Source organism: Lentzea alba (assembly GCF_047445655.1).
In the GTDB taxonomy this organism is placed as follows: domain Bacteria; phylum Actinomycetota; class Actinomycetes; order Mycobacteriales; family Pseudonocardiaceae; genus Lentzea; species Lentzea alba_A.
The window spans coordinates 1-13810 of the sequence record NZ_JAJAEG010000029.1 but is presented as its reverse complement, the minus strand read 5'-3'; the positions used below and the strand labels follow the sequence as shown (position 1 = coordinate 13810).

The window sequence follows — 13810 nt, the reverse complement described above, 5'->3', positions numbered from 1 at the left end:
TCGCGAGAGGTTACTACCGTGAGGAAGTGATCTCCCCGTGGCGGCTGCAGCGTGCCGTCCACCCGTCCGGGGTCACCTGAACGACCATCCGGCGCGCGCATTCCGAGCAGTACCGCGGCGGATCGATCATCGACAACCGCCGGCGACAGAACTCGTGGTCGCCGCCGGCTTCCTCTTTGCCGCAGAAGGAGCAGTACACAGCGGTAATCATCACAGAGTCTGGCTCAGCGCCTTGATCGGCATCGACAGCTCTTCCAGCATGTCGAGGTCCTGCTGCGCCGGGCGGCCGAGGTTCGTCAGGTAGTTGCCGACGATGATCGCGTTGATGCCGCCGAGCATGCCCTGCTTCGCGCCCAGGTCGCCGAACGTCAGCTCACGGCCACCGGCGAACCGCAGGATCGTGCGCGGGAGCGCCAGCCGGAACGCACCGACCGTCCGCAACGCCTCGGCGCCCTCGACGACCGGGTAGTTCTCGTACGGCGTGCCGGGGTTCGGGATGAGGAAGTTCAACGGAACCTCGTCCGGCTCCAGCTCGGCCAGCTGCGAGGCGAACTCCGCGCGCTGCGCCAGCGTCTCCCCCATGCCGATGATGCCGCCGCAGCAGACCTCCATGCCGGCGTCGCGGATCATCCGCAGCGTGTCCCAGCGCTCCTCCCAGGAGTGCGTGGTCACGACCTCGGGGAAGTGCGAGCGAGCCGTCTCGAGGTTGTGGTTGTAGCGGTGCACGCCCATCGCCACGAGCTCGTCGACCTGCTCCTGCGTGAGCATGCCGAGCGAGCAGGCGATCTGGATGTCGTTGCCGTCCTCGCGGATGGCCTTGATGCCGTCACGCACCTGCGAGAGCAGCCGCTTGTCCGGGCCGCGCACGGCCGCGACGATGCAGAACTCGGTCGCTCCGGTGTCCCGCGTCTGGCGAGCAGCGCGAACGAGGCCGGGGATGTCCAGCCACGCCGAACGCACGGGCGACGGGAACTGGCCCGACTGCGAGCAGAAGTGGCAGTCCTCGGGGCAACCGCCGGTCTTCAGCGAGACGATGCCCTCGACCTCGACCTCGGGGCCGCACCAGCGCTCACGGACCTCGTGCGCCAGCGCCAGCAGCTCGGGGATCCGGTCCTCGGGGAGCTCCAGCACCTTCAGCACCTGAGCCTCGGTGAGCCCGACGCCTCGTTCGAGCACCTGCTCACGAGCCTCGTCGAGCACGTCGATCTGTTCCGGTGCTGCGGTCACGGTGTCTCCTCCTCTGTGGCCTGGCGAGCAGTCTGCCTCACTGAATCCTTCATCGTGGAGCGACGTAGGTCACTGGACCGCGAACTGAGCCGCGAACGTCTCCGGGTCGAACTCCCCGCCGAACCACGGTGAAAACGATCTCTTGGCGACGGCCAGGAAATCCACAGAACCGAGCTTTGTCACACCCTGAGGCAGTGCGCCGAGCAGCGGGCCACCCGCTGCTTCGGGCAGATCGGCCAGGTTCGTCAGCGACGCGAGGTCCGGGTGCAACGGCCAGCTGCCGACCACCACGCCCAGCGACTCGATGCCACGCCGTTGCAGCGCCTCGGCCGTCAACGCCGTTGTGTTCAACGTCCCCAGCCCGGCCTGCGCCACGATCAGCACGGGCGCGTTCACCGCCCACGCGATGTCGGCCAGGGTCGAGCCGCTCTCGTCGAACCGCACCAGCAGCCCGCCCGCACCCTCGACCAGCACCAGGTCGTGCGTGGCGTCGAGCTCCGTCACCGCGGCGGCGACGTCCGCGGGGTGCACGGTGGCCATCCCAGCCCGTCGCGCCGCGGTGTCGGGCGCCAGCGGATCGGGGTATCTGGCCAGCTCACGAGTGGTCACGTCGCCAGCCAGCCGCGCCACCTCGGCCACATCGCCCGGCTCGCCGGGCAGCAGGCCGGTCTGCGCGGGCTTGAGCACCGCGACCCGTCTGCCTTCTGCCCTGGCCAGCGCCGCGATGCCCGCGGTGACGGCAGTCTTGCCGACCTCGGTCCCAGTTCCGGTGATCACCAGCACGCTCACAGGCACTCACCTTAGGACGTGACATACCGTGACAGCATGGGTGAACAACCGATCGTGATGTACGGCGCCGAGTGGTGTGGTGACTGCCGCCGGGCCAAGTCGTGGCTGACCCGCAACAACGTGCCGTTCACCTACGTCGACGTCGAGAACGACGACGAAGCGCGCGACCGGGCGATCGAGATCTCCGGCCGCAAGCAGATCCCCGTCGTCGTGCTCCCGAACGGCGACTTCCTGGTCGAACCGACCGACACTCAGCTCGCCGCCGCGATCACGCCCTGACAGATCGTCGCGACGTCGTCATCAGAGGAAATGAACGGCGGCATCGTGTAGATCAGGTCGCGGAACGGCCGCAGCCACACGCCCGCGTCAACCGCCGCTTTGGTGGCTCGTGCCATGTCCACGGGCTGATCCAGCTGCACAACGCCGATAGCGCCCAGCACGCGCACGTCCCGAACACCGGGCAACGCGCGTGCGGGCGCGAGTCCCGCAGTCAACCCAGCCTCGATCCGGGCGACCTCACGTTTCCAGTCCTGGGACAGCAGCAGGTCGATCGACGCCAGCGACACCGCCGACGCGAGCGGGTTGCCCATGAACGTCGGCCCGTGCGCGAGGATCGGCACCTCGCCCTTGCTGATCCCGTCCGCCACCCGTGACGTGCACAAGGTCGCCGCCATCGACAGGTAACCGCCGGTCAGCGACTTGCCGACGCACATCACGTCCGGGCTGACGTTCGCATGATCAGCGGCGAACAACTCGCCCGTGCGCCCGAATCCCGTGGCGATCTCGTCGAACACCAGCAGCACGTCGTGTGTGTACGCAAGCTCACGCAGCACGTGCAGGTACCGCGGGTCGTGGAACCGCATACCGCCCGCACCCTGCACCACCGGCTCGACGATGATCGCCGCGAGCTCGTGAGCGTGCTCCTCGATCAGATCCGAAAGGTGCTGGACGTACGCGGTGTCCATCTCCGTCGGCGGCGCGTCGGCGAACACCTGCTCAGGCAGAATTCCACGCCACAGCGAATGCATCCCGCCCGCGGGATCGCACACGGACATCGGGTTGAACGTGTCGCCGTGGTAGCCGCCGCGCCAGGTCAGCAGCCGGTGCTTCTCGGGCCGGTGCTGCGAGCGCCAGTACTGCAGGCACATCTTCACCGCGACCTCGACCGACACCGAGCCGGAGTCGCAGAGGAACACGTGCTGCAGCTCCGCGGGCGAGATCTCGACGAGCTTCGCGGAGAGCCGGATGGCGGGCTCGTGCGTGAGCCCGCCGAACATCACGTGGCTCATCCTCCCGAGCTGCGAGGTGACGGCCGCGTCCAGCACCGGGTGCCGATAGCCGTGGATGGCCGCCCACCAGGACGACATGCCGTCCACGAGCTCCCGGCCGTCGGCAAGCGTGAGCCGGACACCCGAGGCCTCCGAGACGAGCAACGGCTCCTGGGTGCCCGGCATCGGGCCGTACGGGTGCCAGACGTGTGCCTGGTCGAGCTTCAGCAGGTCGTCCACCCGCCGAACATTAGGCGAGGCGAACCGGAAGCGTGTGCAGACCGCGGATCAACGTGCTGTCCCGCCACACCAACGTCTCCGGCTCGGCGGCGAGCTGCAGCTTCGGGAACCGCGCCAGCAGCTGCGTCAGCGCCACGTCGAACTCCAGCCGGGCCAGCGGCGCGCCCAGGCAGAAGTGGATGCCGTGCCCGAACGCCACGTGCCCCTGCGCCGACCGCGTGACGTCGAGCTGGTCGGCGTTCTCGTACCGCTCCGGGTCCCGGTTCGCCGCGACGAGCGACACCATGATGATCTCGTTCTCGGGGATCGTGACGCCGCCGAGCTCGATGGGTTCCTTGGTGTAGCGGAAGGTCGCGATGTTGACCGGGCCCTCCAGCCGCAGGAACTCCTCGCCGCTGGCCGGGATCAGCTCCGGGCGGTCCTTCAGGATCTCCAGCTGGTCCGGGTTGCGCAGCAACGAAAGCACCGCGTTGCCGATGAGGTTCACCGTCGTCTCGTGGCCCGCCACGAGCAGCAGGAACGCCATCGACACGAGCTCCTGGGTGTTCAACCGGTCACCCGAGTCGTCGGCGTGGACCAGCGCGGAGAAGAACGTGTCGTCCGGTTCCTCCGCCGCGACCTTTTCCACGTGGGCGTGGAGGAACGCCGCCATCGCACCCGACGCGCGCACGATGTCCTCGTTGGAACCGAACGACAGCAACGTGTTCGACCACTCGCGGAACTCGTCGCGGTTGTCGATCGGGATGCCGAGCAGCTCGCAGATCACCGTGATCGGCAACGGGAAGGCGAACGCCTCCAGCAGGTCGACCTCGTCGCCGTCGTTCAGCTTCGCGATCAGCTCGGCCGCGATCTCGTTGATGCGAGGCCGCATCAGCTCGATCCGGCGCGCGGTGAAGGCCTTGTTCACGAGCTTGCGCAGCCGGGTGTGGCCGGGCGCGTCCATGTTGAGCATGTGGACGGACAGCGCCTGGTTGAAGTCGCGGCGTCCCGCGTTGGCCGGCGCGTGCACGTCGAACAGGTGGCCGCCCTCGATCACGTTCTTGCTGATCCGGGGGTCGGTGAGGGCGATCTTCGCCTCGTCGTAACGAGTCACGAGCCAGACCTTGAGCCCACGCGGCATGTGGACTTCCTGCACGGGCCCCTCGGCACGCAACATGTCGTGCACTTCGTGCGGGTTCTGGACGTAGTCGGCGGGCAACTGGGTGAGTGTCGTCACCTCACCCAGTTAACCCCGTTAACTCATCGCTCGCCACTATTTCTTGAGCGATCCTCGCTCTTGGACCGTCCACGTGTTGCCGTCCGGGTCTTCGAAGTCGAAGAAGCTGGCGTAGTTGCGCCGCGCCGGGTCTCTTCCCGGGACGAACTCCCCCTGCCAGTCCGGCATGCCCGCCTTGTGCCGCAACGGTCCTACCCTCACGCCACGCGCGGCGAGGTCGCGGTGCGCGGCCTCGATGTCGCTCACCACCAGGTAGTTGCCGACGCCCGCGCCGAACTGGATGGAGCAGCCCGATCCCGGCGGGGTGAGCTGGACGACGCGGAAGTGGTCATTGGGCCGATAGTCGACATCCAGCTCGAATCCGGCCATCTTCGTGTAGAAGGTGATGGCCCTGTCGACGTCGCGGACGGGCAGGCCGATCACCTCGATGCGGTAGTCCATGTCAGACCAGCACCTCGCCGCCGTCGACGCTCAGCGAGACGCCCGTCATGAACGTGTTGGTGAGCGCGAACAGCACCGCGTCGGCGATCTCTTCGGCCTGCCCCACACGACCGGCCGGACTGGTGGCCTGACGTGCGGCGAACAACGCGGCCTTCTTCTCGTCACCCAGGGCGTCGTAGGCGCCGGTGTCGATCGTGCCGGGCGAGACCGCGTTGACCCGGATCGGCGCGAGCTCGACCGCGAGCCCCTTGACGACCGCGTCGAGGGCGGCGTTGGTGGCGCCGACCGCGAGCATGCCCGGCATCACCTTGCGCGCGGACGCACCGGACAAGAAGACGAACGAGCCGTTCTTGGACATGCGCGGTGCGAAGTGCCTGGCCAGCAGGATCGCGCCGAGGACCTTGACGTCGAACGACGCGCGCACGGCATCGAGGCTCAGATCTGCTGATGTGCCACGTGCTCTCGCCGACGCGGTCGACACGACGTGATCGACGCTGCCGAGCCGTTCGGCGAGCGCGGCGATGCTGCTCTTGTCGGTCAGGTCGACCTGCTCGTCCTGGTTGCGCCCGGCCAGCACGACGGTGCCGCCGGCCTCGCGCACCTTCGCGGCCACCGCGCCGGCGATGCCGCTGTCACGTCCGATGACCAACACCTTCATCGCTGTTCCTTGACCTCTTCAGGGGTGAGTCCGCGGTCGATGCCGTGCGCCACAACGGATTGGCCGGGTTCGAGGGCGAGCTTGCGGCCGTCGAGGTACACGTCGACGAGGTCCGGTTCGAACGAGACCCAGTCCGAGATCTGGGCGCTTTCGGTCCACGCCTCCGGATAGGACCAGGCAGCGCGCTTGCGTTCGCCGATGTCGTAGTAGCTCGCCAAACCCTTGTAGGGACAGAAGGTCTCGCCTTCGACGTGGGTCAGCGCCGCGGTGTCGATGTCCTCGCGGGGCACGTACCAGCGCGGTGCGAAGCCCGATTCGTAGAGCACCAACGGCCTTTTCGTATCGGCGACGACCCGGTCGCCGTCGCGGACCACGAGATGCCTCGAGGTCCGCCGGATGTCGACGCGGTGGTACGGGTCCGCCGCGTGCCCGACGATGCGCTCGTCCTCCTCGTAGAACGCATCCATTGCACGCCAGGCGAAAGCCACCCGGCCCTGCAGCACCTTCGCGTGCTCCGGCAGGTCGACGTGCTGCCACGCCGCATGCTTCGCCGCCCGCACCGCGAACCACTCGGTCGCGCCCAAGTCGCGGTGGTTCGTCGTGCGCGTCTCTTCTTCGAGGCCCGTGACGTCCTCTCGCGGGAAGTACGCGACCGGGTAGCGGCCTGGCTCGTGCAGCAGCACGACGTCCTCGCTGTCCGCGACCCACTCCTCGCCGAGCTTCACGCGCATGCGGCGGCGCAGCGGTTCGACGAACAACAGGCGCTCCGGCAACGGCTCCGGGGTGAGGAACTGCCCCACTGCCTTCGCACCCAGCGGTCCTTGCTGCCACGACAGACCCATGACGTTCTCCTAACCCTTTAAATTGCCGTTGCCAGTTAGACAGACCGTCCTATAACCTGTCAAGGGCAACTTTGGAGGTTAGGGATGACCGAGGGTCTGCTGCTGGACCTGCTGAACACGACGCCGGTCATCGACGGCGTGCCGCGCGACGAGCTGGGCCTGGAGTGGCTCGCCGCCCACGACCAGCATGTTTCCGAAGACGAACTGCGCGCTCTGGTATCGGCGCGCGACGCGTTGCAGGCCGTCGTGCGAGGGGGCGAGCCTTCGTCGCTGGCGCCGTTCGTGGAGGGCGTCCGGCAGGTGGCCGGAGTCGACAGCGCGGGTGTCACGTGGCACCTCGACCTGCCTGCGGGCCGTTCAGCAGCAGCACGGGCCGTGCTCGCGTGGGACGCGTTGCGGGTGTCGAGCCCTGGCCGGCTGCGGCCGTGCGCCAACGACGAGTGCCGGCTGTTCCTGATCGACCACAGCAAGCCGAACAGCGCCCGCTGGTGCTCGATGGCGGTCTGCGGCAACCGGATGAAGGCCCGGCGCCACTACCAGCGCACGCGCGGCGGCCAGTGATGGCGCGGCTGCTGTCGTTGAACGTCGGCCTGCCCGAGGACGTCTCCTGGCACGGGAAGACCGTCCACACCGGAATCTTCAAGCAGCCCGTCGACGGGCCGCTGATGGTGCGGCGGTTGAACATCGACGGCGACGGCCAGGGCGATCTCGGCGGGCACGGCGGCGAGAACCGCGCTGTCCTGGTGTACCAACGGGAATCGTACGAACACTGGCGGTCCGAGCTGGGGCGCGAGTTCGAGTACGGCCAGTTCGGGGAGAACTTCACCGTCGAAGGCCTGGCCGACACCGAGGTGCACATCGGCGACCGGTTCCGCATCGGCGAGGCCGAGTTCGAGGTCACGCAACCGCGCGTCACGTGCTACCGCGTCGGCATGCGGCTCGGCGAACCGCGGATGCCGTCGCTGATGGTCGCGCACGGCCGCCCCGGCTTCTACCTGCGCGTGCTGACCGAGGGCGAAGTCCAGGCAGGCGACGAGATCGTGCGCACCCACGTCGGCCGGCACCGGATGAGCGTGGCGACGATCGACGCGTTGCTGTACCTGCCGGGCAAGGACCCGGAGAGCCTCCGCAAGGCCGTGGACATCCCGGCGCTGAGCCCCGGCTGGCAGGGGTCGTTCCACGACCTGCTCAACGCCGAACCCGAGGAAACGACCGGGTGGCAAGGCTTCCGGCCGTTGCGGGTCACGGCGATCGTGCCGGAGAGCCCGACCGTGACGTCGTTCCACCTGGTCGGTGACGATCTACGCCGCGCGATCCCCGGCCAGTACGTCACCGTGCGCGTTCCTGGCGTCGGCGTGCGCAGTTACTCGCTCTCGTCCGGGTCGTACCGGATCAGCGTCAAACGCGACGGGGTGGTGAGCACTTACTTGCACTCAAAACTGCAGGTCGGCGACACGCTCGACGTCGCAGCGCCACGAGGAGATTTCGTCCTGGAGCCGGGCGACGAACCCGTGATCCTGCTGTCGGCCGGCGTCGGCGCCACCCCGGTGCTGGCGATGTTGCACGCGTTGAAGGGAAGCGGCCGCGAGGTCTGGTGGCTGCACACCACCCGCTCGACCGACCACGCCTTCGCGTCCGAAGTACAACGGCTGGGCCCTGACCACCTGCAGGTCCACTACTCGGACCACGGCCGCCTGACCCGCGCGAACCTCACCGGACTACCCGCCAACGCGACCGCCTACCTCTGCGGCCCCAGCACTTTCATGGCCGACATGCGCGACGCGCTCGTCGACCTCGGCATGGACTCGGCCCGCATCCACAGCGAACTGTTCGGCACTCGCCCGCCGATCAACCCTGGCCTCACCGACGCCACAACCGTTGCGCCGCACCAGCCTTCCGGCCCCACCGGAACCGGCCCGAAGATCACGTTCGCCCGCAGCGGCCTCACCGTCGCGTGGCGCGACGGTGACACGAGCGTGCTCGATCTGGCCGAAGCGTGCGACGTCCCGACCCGCTGGTCGTGCCGCGCCGGCGCCTGCCACACCTGCATCACGCCGGTGCTGTCCGGCAGCATCAGGAACGACCCGGACCCGTTGGAACCGGCGGCTCCGGGCAACGCGCTGATCTGCTGCGCGCGGCCCGAAACCGACCTCGTCCTCGACCTCTAACCGAGGCAGCCCGGCCCGAGCAGGGCCTTCAGGTCACCCATCAACGACGGCGTGGGCGCGACCCGCAGCGCGTCGTCCAGCTTCAGCACGGTGTTGCGCGAGGCGTTGATGATCAGGTTGAGGTGCACCTCGGTCGAGCCGGGATGGTTGCGCAGCACTTCCTTGAGCTGCGTGACGATCTCCGACCGGCACTTGGTCGCAGGCATCTTGAGCCGCAACGCCCGCGACCCGATCTCGCTCAGGTCCGGCACCACCAGGTCGTTCGCGATCAGCGAGATGCGGTCGTCGCGCTTGGCCACGCGGGCCTTGACCAGCACGATCGCGTCCTCGACGACCGACATGCCGTGGACCATGAAGCTCTTCGGGAAGAACAGCACCTCGATGCCACCGGCGAGGTCCTCGAGCTGGGCCGAGGCCCACGACTCGCCGTTCTTGTTCACCCGGCGCATCACCGAGGCGAGGATGCCGCCGATGGTGACCTGGGTGCCGTCCGCGACGTCGCCTTCCAGGATCCGCGCGATCGAGGCGTCGGAGTAGGACTCCAGGACGTGCTCGACGCCGTTCAGCGGGTGGCCGGAGACGTAGAGGCCGAGCATCTCCCGTTCGAGGGCGAGCTGGTGCTTGGACTCCCAGTTCTCCGCCGGGATCTTGACGTCGAACACGCCCGCGATGTCCTCGTCCGCCGCGTCACCGCCGCCGAAGAGGTCGAACTGGCCCTTGGCCTCTTCCTTCTTGGTGATCATCACGGCGTCGACCGCGTCCACGTGGACCATGTGCAGGCCCTTGCGCGGGTGGCCGAGCGAGTCGAACGCGCCGGCCTTGATCAGCGATTCGACGACCTTCTTGTTGCAGGCCGTGGCGTCGATCTTGCGCAGGAAGTCGGAGAAGTCGACGAACTTCCCCTTCTCCTTGCGCGCCTTGATGATCGAGTCGACGACGTTCGCGCCGACGTTGCGGATCGCGCCTAGACCGAAGCGGATGTCCTTGCCGACCGGGGCGAACTCGCGCTCGGACTCGTTGACGTCCGGCGGGAGCACCGTGATGCCCATGCGCCGGCACTCGGCGAGGTAGATCGCCGACTTGTCCTTGTTGTCGGAGTTCGTGGTGAGCAGCGCGGCCATGTACTCGGCCGGGTAGTTCGCCTTGAGGTACGCGGTCCAGTACGCGATGACGCCGTAGGTGGCGGAGTGCGCCTTGTTGAACGCGTAGTCGGCGAACGGGACGAGGATGTCCCACAGGGTCTTGATCGCGGGCTTGGAGTAGCCCTGGTCGATCATGCCCTTCTCGAAGCCCTCGAACTCCTTGTCGAGGATCTCCTTCTTCTTCTTGCCCATCGCGCGGCGGAGCAGGTCCGCTTGGGCCAGCGTGTAGCCCGCGACCTTCCGCGCGATCGCCATGACCTGCTCCTGGTAGACGATCAGGCCGTAGGTCGTGTCCAGGATCTCCGCGAGCGACTCCACGAACTCCTCGTGGATCGGCGTGATCTCCTGCTGCTTGTTCTTGCGCAGCGCGTAGTTGATGTGCGAGTTCGCGCCCATCGGACCGGGCCGGTACAGGGCGATGACGGCCGAGACGTCTTCGAAGTTGTCCGGCTTCATCAACCGCAGCAGGTCGCGCAGTGCCGAACCGTCGAGCTGGAACACGCCCAGCGTGTCGCCGCGGCCCAGCAGTTCATAGGTCTTCTTGTCGTTCAACGGCACCTGGTTGCCGTCGGTGATGTCGATCTTGCCCTTGCCGTTGAGCTCGATGTTGCGCAGGCAGTCGTCGATGGTCGTGAGGTTCGACAGACCCAGGAAGTCCATCTTCAGCAGGCCGAGCGTCTCGCACGTCGGGTAGTCGAACTGCGTGATGATCGACCCGTCCTGCGGGCGCATCCAGACCGGGATGTGGTCGGTCAGCGGCTCCGAGGACATGATGACCGCACAGGCGTGCACACCGGCGTTGCGGATCAGGCCCTCGAGCCCGCGCCCGGCGTCGATGATCTCCTTGACCTGCGGGTCGGTGTCGTAGAGGCCGCGCACCTCGGTGGCCTCGTTGTACCGCTTGTGCGACGAGTCGAAGATGCCCGAGAGCGGGATGTCCTTGCCCATCACGGCGGGCGGCATCGCCTTGGAGATCCGGTCGGCGACCGCGTAGCCGGGCTGGCCGTACAGAACTCGCGCCGAGTCCTTGATGGCCGCCTTGGCCTTGATGGTGCCGAACGTGATGACCTGGGCGACGTTCTCCTTGCCCCACTTCTCCGTCACGTACCGGATGACGTCACCGCGCCGACGCTCGTCGAAGTCGATGTCGATGTCAGGCGGCGAGACGCGGTCCGGGTTCAGGAACCGCTCGAAGATCAGGCCGTGCGGCAACGGGTCGAGGTCCGTGATGCCCAGCGCGTACGCGATCAACGCGCCGGCGGCCGAACCACGGCCGGGCCCGACGCGGATGCCGTTCGCCTTGGCCCAGTTGATGAAGTCCGCGACGACGAGGAAGTACGACGGGAACCCCATCTGCAGGATGACGCCGATCTCGAACTCGACCTGCTTGGTGTGCTCCTCGTCGACCCCGTTCGGGAACCGCCGGTGCATGCCGCGCCAGACCTCGTCGCGGAAGTACTGGTCCTCGGTCAGCCCGTCGGGCACCGGGTACCGCGGCATGAGGTTCTTGAACGCGAACATCCCGGTCGTGTCGACCTTCTCGGCGATCACGAGGGTGTTGCGGCACCCCTCCTGCCAGGCGTCACTGGAGTCGACCGCGCGCATCTCGTCCGGCGACTTCAGGTAGTACCCCTCGCCGTCGAACTTGAAGCGAGTCGGGTCCTGCAGCGTCTTACCGGTCTGGATGCACAGCAGGGCCTCGTGCGTGTCCTTGTCCGTGGGGAACGTGTAGTGCGAGTCGTTCGTGACGACGAACGGGATGTCCAGCTTCTTCTGGATCTCCAGCAACCCGCCCCGGACCCGGCTCTCGATCTCGATGCCGTGGTCCATGATCTCCATGTAGAAGTTCTCTTTGCCGTAGATCTCCTGCCACTTGGCAGCGGCTTCGAGCGCTTCCTTCTCGTGCCCCAGACGCAACCGCGTCTGCACCTCACCCGACGGACACCCGGTGGTCGCGATCAGCCCCTTCGAGTGCTGCGCGATGAGCTCCGCGTCCATCCGAGGCCACTTGCCCAGCTGCCCCTCCGTCGAGGCCAAGCTCGACAGCTTCATGAGGTTGTGCAGCCCGTCGACGTTCGCCGCCCAGATCGTCTGGTGCGTATACGCACCCGACGCGGACACGTCGTCGGCCTTCTGCCCAGGATCACCCCAGAGCACGCGCTTCTTGTTGAACCGCGACTCCGGCGCCATGTACGCCTCGATGCCGATGATCGGCTTGACCCCGGCACCCTGCGCCTGCTTGAAGAAGTCGTAGGCGCCGTACATGTTGCCGTGGTCAGTGATCGCCGCAGCAGGCATACCCATGCGCTCGCACTCGGCGAACATGTCCTTGAGCTTCGCCGCACCGTCGAGCATCGAGTACTCGGTGTGCACGTGCAGATGCACAAACGAGTCCGACACCGTACCTCCAGGAGATCGAACGGACGCGTGGGGAAGGACGCGAATCCGGATCCGCCAACCCTATCCCGACGCGGGGCGCACGACGGTCAGCGACCCGGGGTCTGTCGCCGTGATCTCCAACCCCCCATGCGGTGACGCGAAGATCTCAAGCGGCAGGTAGCGTTCAACGCGTGGTGGCCCCCGATCCCGTAGACGCCCGCCTGCTAGCCGTCCTGGCAGAGTCAGGCCGAGCAGCCGTGCACGAGATCGCCCAACGCCTGGGCATGGACCCCCGCGAATGCGCGATGCGCCTGATCACTCTCTCAGGCAGCGGCCTCCCCCTCTTGGTCGGCGTCGAGTGCGACCCCAACGGCCTCCGCCGAGCCCTCGCAAACGCCGCCGCCTACGGCAACTACATGGGCCCACCTCCCAGCGGCTCCTACGCGGTGCACCAAAGCGGCCCCCACCACGTGAGCGGCCCGCACCAGGTCCCCTACGCGCCACAAAACCCGACCAGCCAACCCTTCCCGGCCCAGCCTCAAGCAACCTGGGGCCCACCCCAGACGGCCGGCTGGGTGCGCGCGGACCAGCCACAGCCACGCCCGGTCTCCCGCACCGGCAAAATCGGCTCCGCCCTGGAAGCCGACAGCCTCGAAGGCGCCCACCTCTCGATCCAACTCGTCGAGGTGGTCGACCCGGCCGACTTCCTGTTCACCGCAGCGGGCTACAAACTCGCCGAGGGCGAACGGTCCGTGGTCGTGCACACCGAGGTGACCAACACCTCGCAGGTTCCTTACACCTCGCTGCCGGACATGTACCTGGTCCTGGTGACCAAGACCGGCGAGACCGTGACCAAGGCGCCGGTATCCCTGTCCTCCCGCCCAGCGCACAAGCTGGGGGTGCAGCCAGGCGAAACGGCCGGTGGCCACTCAGTCTTCGTGCTGCCGGAGAACACCGAGATCATCCAGGTCCGCTGGAGCGTCCGCCCAGAGGTAGACCTGAACACCTTGGTCTGGACCGTCGAAGACTGACGCGATGGCGAAGACATCCCAGTTGCTGGGGATGTCAAGCGGCGGTGGTGTTGATGTTGGTGTGGTGTGCCCAGGCGGTTGTTTCGTTGTAGGTGGTGCGGGTTTTGAGGCAGCCGTGCAGGATTCCGACGAGGCGGTTGGCGAGTTGGCGTAAGGCCGTGTTGTGGCCGAGGCCGCGGGCGCGTTGCCGGTCGTAGTAGGCGCGGGCGCCGGGTGAGGTGCGCAGTGCGACGAAGGCCTGCATCATCAGCGCGTCGACGAGCCGGTCGTTGTGGACGTAGCGGGTCCGCACGGTTGTCTTCTTGCCCGACCGGATTGTGAGTGGGCTGGTGCCGGCGACGTTCTTGCGGGCTTTCGCGCTGGTGTAGCGGGCGTGGTCGTCTCCGAACTCGGCGAGCACCCGAGCACC

14 protein-coding genes are annotated in these 13810 nt (G+C 67.4%); 4 read left to right on the top strand and 10 right to left on the bottom strand.

The features are described 5' to 3' along the window. Window positions 1-13 precede the first annotated feature (13 nt). From LFM09_RS37410 to bioD, 3 genes are all read right to left on the bottom strand, one after another. Entirely contained in the window at window positions 14-211 is a 198-nt protein-coding gene (locus tag LFM09_RS37410; protein ID WP_414101341.1) for a hypothetical protein, read from the bottom strand. Then, the gene (bioB, locus tag LFM09_RS37405) at window positions 211-1227 is read right to left on the bottom strand and encodes a biotin synthase BioB (RefSeq protein ID WP_414101340.1); all 1017 of its coding nucleotides are present in this window, start codon (window positions 1225-1227) and stop codon (window positions 211-213) included. The genes LFM09_RS37410 and bioB overlap by 1 nt, the downstream gene beginning before the upstream one ends. 69 nt (window positions 1228-1296) lie before the next feature. Beyond that, window positions 1297-2016 (bottom strand): dethiobiotin synthase, encoded by a 720-nt coding sequence (gene bioD / locus LFM09_RS37400; RefSeq protein WP_414101339.1) that lies wholly within the window; start codon window positions 2014-2016, stop codon window positions 1297-1299. Between the two features lie 36 nt (window positions 2017-2052). Here bioD and LFM09_RS37395 point away from each other — a divergent pair, with 36 nt between their 5' ends. Further along, a complete protein-coding gene (locus LFM09_RS37395; RefSeq protein ID WP_414101338.1) occupies window positions 2053-2295 on the top strand; it encodes a glutaredoxin family protein in 243 nt (80 codons plus the stop codon). Here the strand turns inward: LFM09_RS37395 and LFM09_RS37390 are convergent. The 5 genes from LFM09_RS37390 to LFM09_RS37370 all read right to left on the bottom strand — a co-directional run bounded on the left by LFM09_RS37390 (window position 2268) and on the right by LFM09_RS37370 (window position 6681). Then, window positions 2268-3470: an adenosylmethionine--8-amino-7-oxononanoate transaminase gene (locus tag LFM09_RS37390; protein ID WP_414101451.1), complete on the bottom strand. Its 1203-nt coding sequence runs from the start codon at window positions 3468-3470 to the stop codon at window positions 2268-2270. The genes LFM09_RS37395 and LFM09_RS37390 overlap by 28 nt on opposite strands. Before the next feature lie 64 nt (window positions 3471-3534). Then, on the bottom strand, window positions 3535-4740 hold the full coding sequence (locus LFM09_RS37385; RefSeq protein ID WP_414101337.1) for a cytochrome P450 family protein: 1206 nt from the start codon (window positions 4738-4740) through the stop codon (window positions 3535-3537). Between the two features lie 36 nt (window positions 4741-4776). Further along, window positions 4777-5181 (bottom strand): VOC family protein, encoded by a 405-nt coding sequence (locus LFM09_RS37380; RefSeq protein ID WP_414101336.1) that lies wholly within the window; start codon window positions 5179-5181, stop codon window positions 4777-4779. Between the two features lies 1 nt (window position 5182). Further along, complete coding sequence (locus LFM09_RS37375) at window positions 5183-5839, bottom strand: SDR family oxidoreductase (RefSeq protein WP_414101335.1); 657 nt, start codon at window positions 5837-5839, stop codon at window positions 5183-5185. Next, window positions 5836-6681 carry a DUF427 domain-containing protein gene (locus tag LFM09_RS37370; RefSeq protein ID WP_414101334.1) on the bottom strand — a complete coding sequence of 282 codons (846 nt, stop codon included), beginning with the start codon at window positions 6679-6681 and terminating at the stop codon, window positions 5836-5838. The genes LFM09_RS37375 and LFM09_RS37370 overlap by 4 nt, the downstream gene beginning before the upstream one ends. An 84-nt stretch (window positions 6682-6765) precedes the next feature. On the opposite strand from LFM09_RS37370, the gene LFM09_RS37365 reads away from it, so the two are divergent. Further along, entirely contained in the window at window positions 6766-7242 is a 477-nt protein-coding gene (locus LFM09_RS37365) for a CGNR zinc finger domain-containing protein (protein WP_414101333.1), read from the top strand. Next, on the top strand, window positions 7242-8849 hold the full coding sequence (locus LFM09_RS37360; RefSeq protein WP_414101332.1) for an MOSC domain-containing protein: 1608 nt from the start codon (window positions 7242-7244) through the stop codon (window positions 8847-8849). Before LFM09_RS37365 ends, LFM09_RS37360 begins: the two co-directional genes overlap by 1 nt. Here LFM09_RS37360 and dnaE read toward each other — a convergent pair. After that, window positions 8846-12391, bottom strand: a complete 3546-nt coding sequence (gene dnaE, locus LFM09_RS37355) for a DNA polymerase III subunit alpha (RefSeq protein WP_414101331.1) — start codon at window positions 12389-12391, stop codon at window positions 8846-8848. The two genes, LFM09_RS37360 and dnaE, sit on opposite strands and share 4 nt — an antisense overlap. Window positions 12392-12561: 170 nt before the next feature. On the opposite strand from dnaE, the gene LFM09_RS37350 reads away from it, so the two are divergent. Then, the gene (locus LFM09_RS37350; protein WP_414101330.1) at window positions 12562-13401 is read left to right on the top strand and encodes an AsnC family protein; all 840 of its coding nucleotides are present in this window, start codon (window positions 12562-12564) and stop codon (window positions 13399-13401) included. A 34-nt stretch (window positions 13402-13435) separates the two neighbouring features. On the opposite strand, the gene LFM09_RS37345 is transcribed toward LFM09_RS37350, so the two are convergent. Then, window positions 13436-13810 (bottom strand): transposase (locus tag LFM09_RS37345; protein ID WP_414101329.1); only part of this gene is annotated, 375 nt, incomplete at its 5' end.